At 71.7% G+C, this 14,269-nt stretch carries 13 protein-coding genes; 3 read left to right on the forward strand and 10 right to left on the reverse strand.

Going from position 1 to position 14,269, the window contains the following annotated elements:
• Positions 1-95: 95 nt before the first annotated feature.
• Together LPC08_RS20355 and LPC08_RS20360 are read left to right on the forward strand one after the other, a co-directional pair.
• Positions 96-1,079, forward strand: coding sequence for a GDP-mannose 4,6-dehydratase (locus LPC08_RS20355; RefSeq protein ID WP_230450058.1), 984 nt, complete (start codon positions 96-98; stop codon positions 1,077-1,079).
• 5 nt (positions 1,080-1,084) lie between these two features.
• On the forward strand, positions 1,085-2,059 hold the full coding sequence (locus tag LPC08_RS20360) for a GDP-mannose 4,6-dehydratase (protein ID WP_230450059.1): 975 nt from the start codon (positions 1,085-1,087) through the stop codon (positions 2,057-2,059).
• A 60-nt stretch (positions 2,060-2,119) separates the two neighbouring features.
• Here the strand turns inward: LPC08_RS20360 and LPC08_RS20365 are convergent, their stop codons facing one another.
• The 4 genes from LPC08_RS20365 to LPC08_RS20380 all read right to left on the reverse strand — a co-directional run bounded on the left by LPC08_RS20365 (position 2,120) and on the right by LPC08_RS20380 (position 5,782).
• Positions 2,120-3,529, reverse strand: a complete 1,410-nt coding sequence (locus tag LPC08_RS20365) for a glycosyltransferase family 4 protein (protein ID WP_230450060.1) — start codon at positions 3,527-3,529, stop codon at positions 2,120-2,122.
• 25 nt (positions 3,530-3,554) lie between these two features.
• Positions 3,555-4,295 (reverse strand): ABC transporter ATP-binding protein, encoded by a 741-nt coding sequence (locus tag LPC08_RS20370; protein ID WP_230450061.1) that lies wholly within the window; start codon positions 4,293-4,295, stop codon positions 3,555-3,557.
• A gap of 4 nt (positions 4,296-4,299) precedes the next feature.
• Positions 4,300-5,133 (reverse strand): ABC transporter permease, encoded by an 834-nt coding sequence (locus LPC08_RS20375; protein WP_230450062.1) that lies wholly within the window; start codon positions 5,131-5,133, stop codon positions 4,300-4,302.
• 61 nt (positions 5,134-5,194) lie between these two features.
• A complete protein-coding gene (locus tag LPC08_RS20380) occupies positions 5,195-5,782 on the reverse strand; it encodes a glycine zipper 2TM domain-containing protein (protein WP_230450063.1) in 588 nt (195 codons plus the stop codon).
• 262 nt (positions 5,783-6,044) lie between these two features.
• Between LPC08_RS20380 and LPC08_RS20385 the strand changes: the two genes are divergently transcribed.
• A complete protein-coding gene (locus tag LPC08_RS20385) occupies positions 6,045-7,595 on the forward strand; it encodes a lytic transglycosylase domain-containing protein (RefSeq protein ID WP_230450064.1) in 1,551 nt (516 codons plus the stop codon).
• Positions 7,596-7,985: 390 nt separating this feature from the next.
• Here LPC08_RS20385 and LPC08_RS20390 read toward each other — a convergent pair whose 3' ends face one another.
• The 6 genes from LPC08_RS20390 to LPC08_RS20415 all read right to left on the reverse strand — a co-directional run bounded on the left by LPC08_RS20390 (position 7,986) and on the right by LPC08_RS20415 (position 14,208).
• Positions 7,986-9,071 (reverse strand): malate/lactate/ureidoglycolate dehydrogenase, encoded by a 1,086-nt coding sequence (locus LPC08_RS20390; RefSeq protein ID WP_230450065.1) that lies wholly within the window; start codon positions 9,069-9,071, stop codon positions 7,986-7,988.
• Positions 9,072-9,084: 13 nt separating this feature from the next.
• On the reverse strand, positions 9,085-9,846 hold the full coding sequence (locus LPC08_RS20395; protein WP_230450066.1) for an SDR family oxidoreductase: 762 nt from the start codon (positions 9,844-9,846) through the stop codon (positions 9,085-9,087).
• Positions 9,843-10,943, reverse strand: coding sequence for an ABC transporter ATP-binding protein (locus LPC08_RS20400; protein ID WP_230450067.1), 1,101 nt, complete (start codon positions 10,941-10,943; stop codon positions 9,843-9,845). The genes LPC08_RS20395 and LPC08_RS20400 overlap by 4 nt, the downstream gene beginning before the upstream one ends.
• A gap of 13 nt (positions 10,944-10,956) precedes the next feature.
• Positions 10,957-11,853, reverse strand: a complete 897-nt coding sequence (locus tag LPC08_RS20405; RefSeq protein WP_230450068.1) for a carbohydrate ABC transporter permease — start codon at positions 11,851-11,853, stop codon at positions 10,957-10,959.
• Positions 11,850-12,788, reverse strand: coding sequence for a carbohydrate ABC transporter permease (locus LPC08_RS20410; protein WP_230450069.1), 939 nt, complete (start codon positions 12,786-12,788; stop codon positions 11,850-11,852). The genes LPC08_RS20405 and LPC08_RS20410 overlap by 4 nt, the downstream gene beginning before the upstream one ends.
• A 64-nt stretch (positions 12,789-12,852) precedes the next feature.
• A complete protein-coding gene (locus LPC08_RS20415) occupies positions 12,853-14,208 on the reverse strand; it encodes an ABC transporter substrate-binding protein (RefSeq protein WP_230450070.1) in 1,356 nt (451 codons plus the stop codon).
• Positions 14,209-14,269: the final 61 nt, after the last annotated feature.

A 14,269-nucleotide genomic window follows, 5' to 3' on the forward strand; every position in this document is an offset into this window, starting at 1 on the left:
CCCGCCGGGGCGCCGGGGCGGATTCACCCCATCGGGTGATTTCACCTTCCGGCCATCCGTTCTAAACGCGACTCAAGCTTACCGAGACGAGGACCATGCCCAGAGCGTTCATCACCGGGGTCACGGGCCAGGACGGCGCCTATCTCTCCCAGCACCTGCTCGAGCAGGGCTACGAGGTCTATGGCCTGGTGAGACGCTCCGCCTCGGCGGACGTGGTGGACGAGCGGCTGCGCTGGCTGGGCATCGCCGGGCAGGTCCGGATGATGGACGGCAACCTGCTCGACCTCTCCTCCCTGCTGCGCATCCTGCAGGAGGTGAAGCCGGATGAGGTCTACAATCTCGGGGCCCAGTCCTTCGTGAAGTCCTCCTGGGGCCAGCCGCTGCTGACAGGGCAGGTCACCGCGCTGGGCGCCAACAACGTGCTGGAGGCGATGCGCCTCGTCGCCCCGGAGGCCCGCTTCTACCAGGCCTCGTCGAGCGAGATGTACGGGCTGATCCAGGAGCCGGTGCAGAGCGAGTCGACGCCCTTCTATCCGCGCAGCCCCTATGCGGTGGCCAAGCTCTACGCCCACTGGATGACGGTGAACTACCGCGAGAGCTTCGGCCTGCACGCTTCCTCGGGCATCCTGTTCAACCACGAGAGCCCGCTGCGCGGCATCGAGTTCGTCACCCGCAAGGTCACGGACGGCGCCGCCCGCATCAAGCTCGGCCTCGCGGGCGAACTGAAGATGGGCAACCTCGACGCCAAGCGCGACTGGGGCCACGCCCGCGACTACGTCAAGGCGATGGCCCTGATGCTGCGGCAGGAGAAGCCGGACGACTACGTCGTGGCGACCGGCCGCACCACGACCGTGCGCGACATGTGCCGGATCGCCTTCGCCCATGTCGGGCTGGACTACGAGGAGTTCGTCAAGGTCGACCCGGCCTTCCTGCGCCCGGCCGAGGTGGACGTGCTGCTCGGCGACCCGTCCAAGGCGAAGCGCGTGCTGGGCTGGGAGGCGGAGACCTCGCTGGAAGCCATGATCCAGGAAATGGTGGAGGCGGACCTGTTCCGGCACCGCTCCCGGATGCAGCGCTGACGGCGATGGCCGGCGTGCCGGGCCGCCCGCTGCCGCAGCGCATCCTCGTCACCGGGGCAGGCGGCTTTGTCGGCCGGCATCTGATGCCGGTGCTTCGGGCCGCCTTCCCCGCCGCCCGGCTGCTGGCCGCCTCGCGCCAGGGCACGGTCGCCGGGGCGGAGGAGACGGTGCCGCTCGACCTGCTCGACCCGGGGCTGGAGGCTGTGCTGCGGCGCTTGGCGCCGGATGCCGTACTGCACCTCGCGGCGCAGTCTTCCGTGCCCGAATCCTTCGCCGACCCCGCAGGGACCTGGCGGGTGAACCTGGGCGGCACCATGGCGCTGGGCGAGGCGATCCGCCGCGCCCTGCCGGAGACGCGGCTGGTCCACGTCTCCTCGGCCGAAGTCTATGGCCTGGCCTTCCAGAGCGGCGTGCCGCTGACCGAGGACGCGCCCTTCCGCCCTGCCAACCCCTACGCCGCCTCCAAGGCCGCGGCCGACCTGGCGATCGGCGAGATGAGCCTGCGCGGACTGAACGCGGTACGGCTGCGCCCCTTCAACCAGGCCGGCGGCGGGCAGACCGACCGCTTCGCCCTCGCCGCCTTCGCGAAGCAGGTGGCGCTGATCGAGGCCGGGAAGCAGGAGCCCGTGCTGCGCACCGGCGCGTTGGACCGCTGGCGGGACTTCCTGGACGTGCGCGACGTCTGCGCCGCCTATGCCGCCGCTCTGGCCCGGCCCGACCTGCCGGCCGGCTGCGTCTTCAACATCGCCTCCGGCACGCCGCGCCGCATCGGCGACATCCTGGACACGCTGATCGCCCTGGCCGGCATCGAGGTCCGCATCGAGGAGGAGGCCTCCCGCCTGCGCCCGACCGACGTGGAGCGGACCGCCGGCGACGCCACGGCCGCGCATGCGGCGCTGGGCTGGGCCCCGCATATCCCCTGGGAGACGACCCTGGGCGACCTGCTGCAGGATTGGCGCGACCGCGTGGCCAGGGGCTGATCCCCGGCCGCCGTCGCCTGGAGGGAAGGCTCCGCCTCCCCCGAGGGCCCGGAGCGACGCTTACCGCTCGCCGGGGTGGGCCGTGAGATCGAGGATCGCCCGGGCGGCCGCCGACCAGGGGGTGGGACGGAACTCCTCGCGGATCCGCCGTTCCAGCGCGGCGATCTCCTGCGGCTGCTCGATGGCGCGGCGGATGAGGGCGGTGGCGCCGGTCACGTTGTCCGGGTCGAGATAGAGGCAGAAGGGGCCGCCGGCCTCCGGAACCGAGGCGCGGTCCGAGGCGATGCAGGCGCGGCCGAAGCTCAGGCTTTCCGTCACGGGCAGGCCCCAGCCCTCGTAGAAGGACGGGAAGAGGGTGAAGCGGCAGTCGCGGTAGAGCAGGCGCAGCTCCGCGTCGCTGCCGCCGCGGACCAGGACCAGCTTGCCGCCAAGATGGGCGGAGTTCTCGATCTGCTGCATCAGGTCGGCGACCAGCCAGCCGACCTGCCCGGCGAAGACCAGGCGCGGCACCTGCGCCTCCGGCATCTCGCGCATCAGGCGACGCCAGGCACGGAATGCCAGGGTATGGTTCTTGCGCGCCTCCAGGGTGGAGACGAACAGGACGTAGCCCGGATCGGCCGGCGGCGGCGCCACGGCGGGCGGCAGCGGCGGGATGGCGCCGAAGCCGGTGCCGACGGGGATCGTCTCCACGCGCGTCGCGGCGGCGAGGCCCTCGCGCGCCAGCCATTCGGTCAGGTCGGCCGCGGTGGCGCGGGAGATGGCCAGGGCCCAGTCGCAATGCGGCAGGGTGGCGCGCAACCAGCTGCCGAAGACCCGCACCAGCCCGGGGTCGAACCACTCGGGATGCAGGATGGCGATCAGGTCGTAGACCACCAGGGCGACGCGCAACCCGTGACGCTGCTTCAGCCCTGCTAGCATCTGCCCGTATTCCGGCCGCGACCAGGGCGCGCCGGGGACCAGCAGGACGTCGCCCGGCGCCGGCGCGATGGCCTCGCCCTGTGTCCGGCGGGCGGCGGGGCGCAGGCGGTCGTGCGCGAAGCCTGCGACGAGGCCCGCGATCGCGCGCGCGCTCTCCACCCCGTGCTTCGCCGCGGCGGCCTGGGACAGGACCGTCCGCATCAGCGGGAAGCGGACGGTGCCGGGCAGCCGGCCCAGCGAGCGCTTGATCAGCCCCCGCTCGCCCGGGCCTTCCGGGGGGCGGGCCGCATGCGCCGCCAGCACGTCGAAGCCGCTTCTCCCGGCGGGCGCGGCTTCCGCCTGGCCGGCGCCCAGCCGCTCGTAGAGCTGTTCCACGTCACTCCAGGCCACCTGCTGCAAGCCGCCCGCGAGGGGCTGGTGGCGGCAGAAGCGGACGCCCGGCTCGGCGGAGAGGGCACGGCACATCTCGAAGGCGAAGCGCTGGATGCCGGATGGCCGCTTGCCGATCAGCAGGTAGTCGAACAGGTCCTCGACATCGACCCAGACGGTCATGGGCGGCGGGGTCCGGGGGCGGCGGTCACGCCGCGGCCCCGATGCCCAGGACCTCGTCGACCGGACCGTCGGCGATGATCCGCCCGCCCTCCAGCCGGATCGCCCTGGTGCACCAGCGGCGCACGATGCTCATGTCATGGGTGGCGATCACCAGGATCTCCGCGCCCTGCACCAGGCTGGTGAGGCGGGCTTCCGCCCGCTCCATGAACTGGCCGTCGCCCGCCATGAACCACTCGTCCATCAGCAGGATCTGCGGCTCCATCGCGGTCGCCATGGCGAAGGCGAGGCGGAGCTGCATGCCGGCGGAATAGCCGCGCACCGGCACGTCGAGGAACTCGTCGAGCTGGGAGAACTCGGCCGCGTCCTCCTCCAGCCGCTCCAGCTCCTCGGCACTCAGGCCGCGGTAGAGGCCGCGCAGGCGGATGTTCTCGCGCCCCGTCGAATCGGGGTCCATCCCGGCGCCCGGATCGATCAGGGAGCCGATCGCGCCCTCCACCCGCAGGCTGCCGCCCACCGGCTCGTAGATGCCGGCGATGGTGCGCAGCAGGGTGGTCTTGCCGGCGCCGTTGTGGCCGATCAGGGCCACCCGCTCGCCATTCCCGATGGCGAAGTCGAGCCCGCGCAGGGCGCTGACCACCACGCGGTTGGAGGCGTCGGTGCGGACCCGCTTCGCCGCCTTCGCCAGGAGGCGCTTCTTCAGGCTGCGGGCCCCGACATGGTAGAGCGGGAACTCGATGGTCAGCCCGCTGGATTTGATCAGCGCCATCCACTCAGACCCAGAACGCGACCCGGCCGCGGAAGCGGACGAAGAAGGCGAAGGCGCCGGCGGCGGCCAGGGCCGTGTAGAGGAAGGCGGCGAGCCAGGCCACGGGCGGCCCACCGCCTTCCACCAGGGGCCCGCGCACCGTCTCGAGCAGGGCGTAGAAGGGGTTCAGCACCAGCCAGGGCTGCCAGTCGCCCGCCAGTTCCGGCTTCCAGATCACCGGCGTCATGAAGAAGGCGAGCTGCATCACGCTGCCGACGATCGGCCCGATGTCGCGGAAGCGGGCGCAGAGCATGCCGAGGAAGAGGGAAACGGACAGGGCGTTGATGGCGAGCAGGAGCAGGCCGGGAATGGCCAGCACCGCCTCCGCGCCCGGCCACTGGTCCAGCGCCAGGAAGACTAGGAGGATCAGCGGCAGGCTGTGCGCCGCCGTCAGCAGATTGCGGAAGACGCAGCGCAGCGCGTGCACGGTATAGGGCAGCCGCAGCTGGCGGATCACCCCCTCGGCGCTGGTCAGCGAGGTGCAGGCGTCGGTGACCACGGCGCTGATGACGTTCCAGGTGATCAGGCTGACCGCCAGGTGCGGCAGGTAGCCCTGCAGCGTCATCCCGAAGAGCCGGGCGTAGAGGAAGCCCAGCCCCACCAGCATCACCGCGGTGGACAGCGTCATCCAGAAGGGGCCGATGACCGAGCCGCGGTAGCGGTTGCGCAGGTCCAGCCGGGCCAGGGCCCAGGCCAGCCGCCAGGATGCCAGCCCCTCGCCCAGATCCTCGAGGGCCCGGGAGAGGTGCTTGGGGTCGCTCGCGTCGATACTGTGGACGGGCGCCAGGAGAGCGGTCATGCGGCGCTGCCTATACGATGCCGCCTGCCCCCACAACAGAGCGTGGCGCCCGTGCCGGCTGCTATTGCTTCAGGGCGTAGCCGGTCCCGGCCGGGGCGGCGCCGAGGGGCGTGGCGGCCGCGGGCGGATAGGCGGCGGGGGCATAGGCCGGGGCGGCGGGTGGTCCGCCGGCGGCCCGGCTGATCCGGGCGCGGTCGGGGCCGTAGCTGATCATCACCCGGTCGCCGGCCTGCAGCCCCTCCTCGTTGGTCTGCACCACGGCGACGTCGCCGCCGCCATCCTGGCGGATGACGAACTCGATGGCCTGGCCGGTGGTGGCGCCCCGCTCGATCGCGTTGCCGGCCAGCCCGCCGATGATCGCGCCGCCGAGTCCGGCGATGAGGTTGGAGCGCCAGTCGCCGCCGATGAAGGAGCCGGCGACGCCGCCGGCCACCGCGCCCGCCGCCGTGCCGACGCCCGGTCCGCCATAGCCGCCCTGTACCGTCACCGGCCGGGAGCCGACGATGGTGCCGTAGCTGACCGCGGCCGGACGCCCGAGCGAGGCCGCGCTGTAGGTCGCGCCGCTCTGCTGCGGCGCGCAGGCGGCAAGGCCCCCTGCCAGCAGCAGGGGCGCCAGCAGGGCGCGGAAGGTCGGGACGAAGGCAGGCATCGGAAGGCTCCCTGGGGGACGGTGTTGCCGGAACAACGCACGTCACGAGGATACAGGGGTCATTTGGCGCCTTGAGGACACGGTCGCCACCCCCCGGCGTGTGAAGAAGCATCTCCAGCTTGCCTGCCCCCCGGGGTTCCAGTAGCCCTTCCGGCCACAGGCAACCGCCTGTCCCGGCCGCGCTGCGGCCTTCCGAACGGCGTGGGGGCGTCGCGAGGGGGCCGCGAATCGCGGACGGGCTTCTCCGAAGGGGGGATAGGGGATGGCTCCTGCCGGTGCCGATCGGTGCAATCTGCTCGCTCGCTGGCGAGGGGTGGCGACCCTGTCGCTGCTGACCCTGGTCGCGGCCTGCGGCAGCCAGCCGACCACCTCGGGGCCCACGACGCGCGCATCCGCCTCGATGCACCGCCCCGCCTCCTACGACCCGCCCGGCCCGGCCGGCGATCCCTGGGGTCCCTATGTCCGCGAGGCCTCCCGCCGCTTCGACGTGCCGGAGCGCTGGATCCGCGAGGTGATGCGCCAGGAGAGCGCGGGCCGTGCCACGGCCACCAGCCCGGTCGGCGCCATGGGGCTGATGCAGGTGATGCCCGGCACCTATGCCGAACTGCGCTACAAGCACGGGCTGGGGGACGATCCCTACCACCCCTACGACAGCATCATGGCCGGCACCGCCTACATCCGGCAGATGTACGACCTCTACGGCAGCCCCGGCTTCCTCGCCGCCTACAATGCGGGCCCGCGCCGGCTGGAGGACTACCTCTGGGCCAATCGCGGCATGCCGGCGGAGACGCGCAACTACGTCGCCCGCATCGGGCCGCGCATCATCGACGCCCACCCGAACCGGCGCGCCCCGCCGGAGGTCTACGCCGCGGCCGAGATCCCGCTGAACATCCCCGCCGGTCCGCGCCGCATGGACAGCGCCACCATGCTGGCCCTGCGCGAGCAGCGGGAGCAGCGCCGCCAGGCCGACCAGCCGGCGGTACAGATGGCCAGCCTGCCCGCTGGCCCGGTGGTCCGCATGGAACCCATCCCGGACGGGTCCACCCGCCGGGTGCAGGTCGCCAGCCTGGGGGTCGCCGGGCTGGGTCCCAATGTCGTCGCCATGGAACCGATCCCGGATGGCACCTCCGCCGCCGCGGTCGCCGCGCCCACGCTGGGCCGCAACGTGATCGCGATGGACCCGATCCCCGACGGCTCCACCGGCCCGGCACCCGTGGCGAGCGCAGCCGCGGCCAGCCTGGGTCCCAACGTGGTCGCCATGGCGCCGATCCCGGACGGCTCCACCGGCCCCGCCCCCGCCGTGGCGGAGGAGCCAGCCCCGCGTCCTGCGCCCCGCTTCGCAGAGCAGCCGACCCCGCGGTCCCTGCCCACCCCGCCGGCCTTCGCCACGGCGCCGGCCCCGCCGCCCCGTACCCAGTTCGCCGCCGCGCGCACCCCGGCCCCGGCGCCCAACTTCCCGGCGCCGGCCTCCGGCCCGTTCCGGAACATGGCGCTGATCCCCGCCGCCCAGGCGAGCACCCTGCCGAGCGGGATGCGCGGTAGCCCCGCCCCGGCCGTAGCCGCGACCGGCGGCAACTGGGCGGTGCAGGTCGGCGCCTTCGCCAGCGAGAACTTGGCGCGCGCCGCCGCCAACCAGGCCAAGGGCAGCATCCCCGGCGCCAACCGTGTCGCGGTCCAGGCAGTGTCCCAGGGACGCTCCACCCTCTACCGCGCCCGGGTGATCGGCCTGTCGCGCGAAGGGGCCCAGGGGGCCTGCGAGAAGCTGCGCGCCCGCGGCGCCTGCATGGCGCTGTCGCCCGACGCCCAGAGTTGAGGCGGCCCATGCCGGGGGAGGGTCTCCCTCTGGATATACGGGGCCCCGGACCGGGTAGTTCGGGGCCCTTGTCGTCTCCAGGTGGATGCCTCCAAGAGGGGACGCCGTCCCCTCCCCCTCCCTCCCCCTGCCGGGGCCCGAAGCCGGGCCCCGGACCCCGGGCTTGAGTCTGGCACCCGCTGAGCCGTCAGCCTGCGGGCTGTCCCCGGAGAATTCGCGGACCGGCGGGGCTCCACGGAAGAATGCCGGGCCACACACGCCGTCGCCGGAGGTCATGGACCTCCGGCGCGACCCCGCTGCCGTGAAGGGGGGTGCAGGGGCTCTGCTCCTGCCGGATAGGGAGGTTGGGGGGACAAGGCGGAGCCTTTCCCCCCAGGGCGCGCCCCGCGATCAGGCCAAGGGATCGAGTCCCAGCGCCCGGGCGGTGTCCTGGATGGAGCCCCAGGTCCCTGGCGGCAGTGGCACGCCCTTCGCCAGCCGCTCGGCGCGGGTCCGGGCCTCAGGCTCGCCCGGCAGCAGGACGGGCTGGCCGGGGGTGGCGGGGCGGGCGGAGGCGAACCAGTCCACGTACTCGCGCCCCACGCGCTGGAACTCCGCCTCCGTGCCGAAATGCTGCGGCGAGAGGTAGATGGAGAGCATGCCGTTCGCGATCCGCCCGCGCGTGTCCACCGGCCCGGCGCAGCCGCCGCCGGTGAAGGCGCCGGCCAGCAGTTCGCAGGCGAGGGCGAGGCCGGAACCCTTGTGCTCGCCGAAGGCGCGGATGGCGCCCAGCCCGCCCGCCGCGTCGCGCGGGCCGACCGGGGCATAGTCGCCGTAGAGCGTGTGCGGGTCGCTGGAGAGGGTGCCGTCCGGTTCGATCAGCGCGCCCTCCGGCAGCGCCTTGCCGCCGTTGGAGGCGACCAGCACCTTGCCCTCGGCGACCAGGGAGGTGGCGAAGTCCAGCACCACCGGCCGCCCGTCCAGCGGCACGCCGACGGAGAAGGGCGCGGTGGACAGCCGCCGCTCCACGCCACCGAAGGGCGCGACCAGGGTGGAGCCGGCGACGTTGACGAAGTGGACGGAGAGCAGCCCGGCGGCGATCGCCTGCTCCGAATAGGCGCCGATGCGGCCGACATGGCCGGCGTTGCGCAGCGCCACGATGGCAGCGCCCTGGGCCTTCGCCCGCTCGATGCCCGCCGCCACGGCCTGTGGCGCCACGGTCTGGCCGAAGCCGAACTGGCCGTCGAACAGCAGGAAGCCGCCGCCGTCGGTGACGATCTCGGCATTCCGCCCGGCATGGACGTAGCCCGCCTGGAGCCATTCGACGTAGCGCGGCACGCGGGCGACGCCATGGCTGTCGTGGCCGGCGAGGTTGGCGCCCAGCAGGTGCTCGGCGATGCGATGCGCCTCGGCGGCGTCGCAGCCGGCGGCGACGAAGATGTCGCGCACCAGGGCCTCGAGGCGGGGCGCCTCGATCAGGGTGTCGGTCGAACCCATCGGGGAAAGTCCTTCAGGCGAGTTGGGCGATGGCCTGGGCCTGGGCGATGTTCGCGCGGTTCCAGGTCGGCGTCGCCAGGATCTCGTTGAGGCAGACGCGCGGCGGCATCCGGGCAGCGAAGAGCACGATCTCCGCCAGGTCCTCGGGTTGCAGCATCCGCGCCCGCTCCTCGGCCGTGGGCGGCACCGGGCGCAGGTCGAGGATGGGCGTGGCCACCTCGCCGGGGCAGACGCAGGTGGAGCGGATGCCGTGGATGCCCTGCTCCGCATTGACCTGGGCGGAGAAGGCGACGAGCCCGGTCTTGGCGGCGGTGTAGCCGGGACCGGAAAGGAAGGAGATCAGCTTCCCGGCCATCGAGGCGATCTGCACGATCAGCCCGCCGCCGCGTTCGCGCATGGCGGGCAGCACGGCGACGGTGGTGAGGAAGGGCGCGGTCAGGTTGGCCTGGATCATCGCCTCGATCCCGGCGGGGTCGAGCTGGTGCAGGTAGCGGCGCGGCAGGTTCAGCCCGGCATTGTTCACCAGCAGGTCCGGCCCGCCGAGCGCCCCGGCCACCTGGTCGGCGGCGGCCGCCACGGCGGCAGCGTCCGTCAGGTCGGCCGGCACGACCAGCGATTCGCCCGGCAACAGCGCCGCCGTCTCGCGCAGCGGCGCCTCCCGCCGGCCGGTCAGCGCCACGCGCATCCCGGCACCGGACAGGGCGAGCGCGACCGCCCGCCCGATCCCCGTCCCCGCCCCGGTGACCCAGGCCGTCTTCCCGGCGAGTTCCGTCACAGGACCCGGCCGGAGGCGGGGTCGAGCAGGTGCATGTTGTTCATGTCGGCGGCCATGGACAGCGGCACGCCGGGGGCGGCGGGGGCGGTGGGCTCGACGCGCGCGCAGACCTCGGCATCGGCCATGCGGAAGTGCACCAGCGTCTCCATGCCCATCGGTTCGGTGACCTCCGGCGTGGCGGAGAGCGGGGCGACGCCGGGGCGCTCCAGGTTCTTCGCCTCCGTCAGGTGCTCGGGGCGGATGCCGAACAGCACCTCCTTGCCGGCCCAGGCGCTGTAGCGGCCGGTGCGGCTCTCCGGCACGTTCAGCACGATGTCGCCGGGCAGGTGGACGCGCAGGGCGGCGGCGCCGTTCTCCAGCCGGGCGGGGATGAAGTTCATCGCCGGGCTGCCGATGAAGCCGGCCACGAAGCGGGTGGCGGGGTTGTGGTACAGCTCCTGCGGCGGGCCGACCTGCTCGATCACCCCGTGGTTCATCACCACCACCCGGTCGGCGAGCGTCATCGCCTCCACCTGGTCGTGGGTGACGTAGATGGTGGTGGTGCGGACGGTCTGGTGGACCTTCTTGATCTCGGTGCGCATCTGCACGCGCAGCTTGGCGTCGAGGTTGGACAGCGGCTCGTCGAACAGGAACACCTTGGGGTCGCGCACGATGGCCCGGCCCATGGCGACGCGCTGGCGCTGGCCGCCGGAGAGGGCCTTGGGCTTGCGCGCCAGCAGCGGCTCGATGTCCAGGATGCGGGCGGCGTTGTCGACCCGGCGGTTGATCTCGTCCTTGGCGAACTTCCGCAGCATCAGCCCGAAGGCCATGTTGTCGCGCACCGTCATGTGCGGATAGAGCGCGTAGTTCTGGAACACCATGGCGATGTCGCGGTCGCGCGGGGGGACGTCGTTCACCACCCGCCCGCCGATGGAGATCTCCCCGTCCGAGATCTCCTCCAGCCCCGCGATCATCCGCAGGGTGGTGGACTTGCCGCAGCCGGAGGGACCGACGAGGACGACGAACTCGTGGTCGGCGATCTCCAGGTCGATGCCCTTCACCGCCTGGACCCCGCCCTCATAGGCCTTGACCACCTTGCGCAGCGATACCTGAGCCATACGACGTCCCTTCTCAGCCCTTCGTTGCGCCGGCGGTCAGGCCGGCGATGTAGTAGTCCATCAGGAAAGCGTAGACGAGCAGCGGGGGCAAGGCGGCCATCAGGGCCCCGGCCATGATCTTGCCCCACTGGAAGGTGTCGGCCCGGATCAGCTCGCTGACGATGCCGACGGTCAGGACCATCTGGTCGGAGGAGACCAGGAAGGCGATCGGATAGATGAAGGCCGCCCAGGAGACGGTGAAGGCGAAGATCATCGCCGCCAGGATGCCGGGCAGGGCCACGGGGATGAAGATCTTCCACAGCATCTGCAGGTGGCTGGCCCCGTCGATCACCGCTGCCTCGTCCAGCTCCTTGGGGATGGAGGCGAAGTAGCCGATCATGATCCAGGTGCAGAAGGGCACGGTCAGCGTCGGGAAGATCAGCACCATGGCCCACATGTTGTTGTACAGGCCGAGGCTGCCGATGATCTGGAACAGCGGGATGAACAGCAGGGTCTCGGGCACCAGGTAGGTCAGGAAGACCCCGGTGGCGAGCGCCCCGCTGCCCCAGAACTGCATCCGGGCCAGGGCGAAGGCGGCCAGGGTGCTGATGACCATGGTGATCAGCACGGTGCAGGTGGTGACGATCACCGAATTCCTGAAATGCGTCAGGTAGGAGCCCTGGGTCAGCAGCTCCCAGTAGTTGGAGAGCGTCGGATGCCAGACCATCCAGGGGTTGCTGCTCAGGTCCGCGATCTCCGCGCTGCCCTTCAGGCTGGTGACCAGCATGTGGAAGGGCGGGATCAGGAAGAACAGCACGAAGACGGCGAGCGCCGCATAGGCGCCGATCAGCGCCCAGCGCCGTTCGGCCGAGAGGCTGCCGGAGCGGCGCTCCGCGGGCGCCGCCGCGGGACCGGCGGTGGTGGCGCTCATGCCATCTCCTTGGACCGCTTGTTCACCCCGCGCAGGGTGAGGATCGCGAAGACGGCCAGCAGCGGGAACATGAACAGGCTGACCGAGGCGCCGAGCGGGATGTCGCCCGACTGGATGCCGACCTGGAAGGCATAGGTGGCGAAGACGTGCGTCGTGTCCTGCGGCCCGCCATTGGTCAGGATGCGGACGATGTCGAAGTTGGCGAAGGTGACGATCAGGCTGAACAGCACGGTGATGCTGATGATGTTGCGCATCATCGGCAGGGTGACGAAGCGCAGCTTCTGCCAGAACCCCGCCCCGTCGATCGCCGCCGCCTCGTAGAGCTGGTCCGGTACCGACTTCAGGGCGGCGAGGTACATGATCATGAAGAAGGGCGCGCCGTAACAGACGTTGACCAGGATGACGGAGAAGCGCGCCCAGCCCGCCTGTCCCAGCCAGGGCACGGGGTCCACCCCGATCCCCATCAGCGCCCAGTTGAAGGCGGAGTAGGAGGGGTCGAACAGCCACCACCACGCCAGGGTGGAGATGGCGGGCGGGATCACCCAGGGCACCAGCAGCATGCCGCGCCACTTGCGCTGGCCCTTCGCCGGCAGGGCGTGCAGGACATGCGCCAGGATGAAGCCGATCAGCGCCTTGGCCAGCACGGCGGAGACGGCGAAGAGCACGCTCTGCCAGAAGACGGCCCAGAAGGTCTCGCGCGTCAGCAGGAAGGCGAAGTTGTCCAGCCCGACGAAGCGCGTCATGCGCTTGTTCTGCATCGCCAGGTACACGGCGTAGAAGAACGGATAGATCACCAGCCCGCTGATCAGCAGGATCAGCGGCAGGGTCATCAGGAAGGCCGTGGTGGACTTGCGGCGCGCCAGGCGTTGCAGCGTCCCCACCTTCGGCCGCACGGCCGGGGCGGTGGCGATGGGGGCGGTCAGCGTATCGGCCATCCGCGTCTCCTGGAATCGGTGCGGCCGGGCCGGGGCTTCCGCGCCCCGGCCCGGCGAGGCGGGGTCAGCCGCGCTTGAAGCCTTCGATCTCGCGCTCGGCCCAGGCCATGACGCGGTCCGCCGGTTCCTTGTTCTGCACCGCGCGGGCGATCATCTTCGCCTGGATGCCCTGGTTGTACATCTGCACCGCGATCTCCGGCGGGGCGGGGTAGTAGGCGATGAACTGCTCCGCCTTGTGGTGCGGCTTGACCGGGTAGTTGAAGACGACGCCGGTCGGCGGGCCTTCCTTCTCCCAGGTGTCGAAGTCGGTCATGCTGGTGAAGGGCGGGATGTCGTAGCCGTTGGAGGCGGAGACCATCCGCTTCGCCTGGTCGCGCTCCGACAGGAATTCCACCAGCGCCTTCGCCGCGCCCTTGTTGCGGCTGAACGACCAGACGCCCCAGAAATACGGCAAATAGGGGGTGAAGCGCCCCGCGGGGCCGGAGGGCGCGGGAAAGGTCCACATCTGCTCCGCGTTCTGCGGCGCGTCGCGCTTGGCCACCGCCCAGGCGGAGGGCGGGTTGAAGACCAGCGCCGACTTGCCGGAGATGATCGCGCGGTTGTTCGAGGCGTCGTCCCAGGAGAAGACGTCGGGCGGCAGGAAGGCGGCGAGCTTCGTCGCGTAGTCCAGCACCTTGCGGACGTTGTCGCTGCGGACGGTGGTCTCTCCCTTGCCGTTCACCAGCTCCGCGCCGAAGGAGCGGAACAGGCTGCCGATCCAGTCCGTGGCGTCGGTGAACTGTCCCATCGGCAGGCCGAAGGGCACGCCCGCCTTGTGGCAAGGCTCGGCCGCGCGCAGGAAGTTGTCCCAGTTCCACTGTTCCGCCGCTGGCGAGGCCTCGGCGCGGGCGGGATACATGGCCTGGATGTCCAGTCCGGCATGCTGCTTCAGCAGGTCGATGCGCCCCAGCGAGGGCTTGTTCTGGCTGCCGGAGATGGCGGGCACGGCGCGCCAGGTGTTCTCCACCCGGGAGAGGTACTGCACGATCGGGTTGATCGCGCCGTACTTCTCGGACAGGCGGCCCATCACGTCGTCCATCGGCTCCAGCAGCCGGGACTGGGCGTGGATCTCCCAGGTCGGGAAGGAGAGGATGTCGTGGCCTTGCCGAGCCTGGGCCTCGGCCGCGATGGTCAGCAGGTTCTTGTTGCCGACGGAGGTGATGAAGTCGACCTGCAGCTCGACCCGGTTCTTCTGGCCCCATTCGGCCAGGATGCGGCGCATCTCGTCATTGCCGGCAGGGACCCAGTGGTCCCACAGACCCAGCGCCAGCTTCCCGCCCGACGCCTGGCCATGCACGTTGACCAGGGGCAGCGCACTTGCCGCCGCCCCGCCCAGACCCGCGCGCAACACCTGCCGGCGGGTCGCCTGCCCGTTCGTCATTGGTCCGTCCCTCCATCCCGTCGCGCGCCCCGGGTGCATCCCAGGGTCGTGCCGCCGCTTG

The organism is Roseomonas sp. OT10, from assembly GCF_020991085.1.
Taxonomy (GTDB): Bacteria; Pseudomonadota; Alphaproteobacteria; order Acetobacterales; family Acetobacteraceae; genus Roseomonas; species Roseomonas cutis.